Below are 1,132 nucleotides of genomic sequence, written 5' to 3' on the forward strand. Positions count from 1 at the left end.
GCTTTAAAGTAGTACCCTGTTTTTTGTTTGTATAAAGAATACCATACGCATAGCGTATGGTTCAGAACAGGTTCTACCGTTGTCACAAAAAATGATTGGTGCTTTAAAATTAGAAGTTGATAAAGTAATAACTTCAGATGATTTTTTGTAATATATCTGTAATAATAACAGATGTATTATAAATAATTAGGAGGGTTTTTTATGAAGAAATTTTCTAAAATTATTCTAGCTAGCGGTATTGTTTTGGGTTTCTCTGTAACGCCCGAACTATTTAATGCAACGGAAGCACAGGCACAAAAGTCTATTGAACCTTATTATAATTATGATGGTTATACTGCGTATCAAAGTGGATTTATATTAGACAAAAATTTCAAAGAGTCATTGAAATACGATAATTTTACTATCAACGGCTATCAAATATCAAAGAATACAACTGGTGACAATCGAATAAATTTATACGATCAAACACTTTATGGTGTATCTGAGAATAAAGCTAATGGTGTTTTCTTCTCTCTCGATGGAAAATCTATTAATAAAAATACTTTAATTCAAAATTATGGTCAACCAAATTCTTACTCTCCTACTTCAGCATGGGGTGAAGAATATATGTACAAAATTGGTAATAAAGATGTCAGATTTTATATTTATAATGGCTATGTGAATAAATGTCAAATTATTAGTGAATAAGACATTTTAGGTATAAAACGTGAGGTAAGTTGCAAGTTCGCTTACTTCACGTTTTTTTTATTTAAAGTGAATAAAATAAATAATAGGACACGCATTTATGTTAATAAAGCAATTTTGATTAATAGGTTCTAGTTTTTGGTGCTTTATAGTTTTTTATAAATTCTTCGATTTCTTGGAACGAGTTTGAGAATAGTATTTTATCTCTATTTTCTTGAGTTAAAAACTCATTTGAAACCATTTGATCGTAGAATTGTTCGATATGAGAATAATAATTATTTGTGTTGAAAAAGATACATGGGTTATTGTTTTGTCCAACTCTTGACCATGATACAACTTCAGATATTTCTTCCAAAGTTCCGGGACCACCAGGAAGAGCTATACATACATCGCCATTTTCTAAAATAACTTCTTTTCTTTCTGACATGCTTTCCACGATTATTAGTTC

2 protein-coding genes are annotated in these 1,132 nt (G+C 29.3%); one reads left to right on the forward strand and one right to left on the reverse strand.

The window, feature by feature from the left end; all coding sequences use genetic code 11:
• Nucleotides 1-201: 201 nt before the first annotated feature.
• Complete coding sequence (locus ACFVU3_RS40175) at nucleotides 202-687, forward strand: hypothetical protein (protein WP_002469635.1); 486 nt, start codon at nucleotides 202-204, stop codon at nucleotides 685-687.
• A gap of 118 nt (nucleotides 688-805) precedes the next feature.
• Here ACFVU3_RS40175 and ACFVU3_RS40180 read toward each other — a convergent pair.
• Nucleotides 806-1,132, reverse strand: a 327-nt coding sequence (locus tag ACFVU3_RS40180) for an LOG family protein (protein WP_390073727.1), incomplete at its 5' end; no start/stop codon positions are given.

The organism is Streptomyces sp. NPDC058052 (assembly GCF_042885515.1).
Taxonomy (GTDB): Bacteria; Actinomycetota; Actinomycetes; order Streptomycetales; family Streptomycetaceae; genus Streptomyces.

Excerpts from the sequence above, each read along its gene's own strand:
- ACFVU3_RS40175 (WP_002469635.1), top strand. The coding sequence starts at position 202 with ATGAAGAAATTTTCTAAAATTATTCTAGCTAGCGGTATTGTTTTGGGT.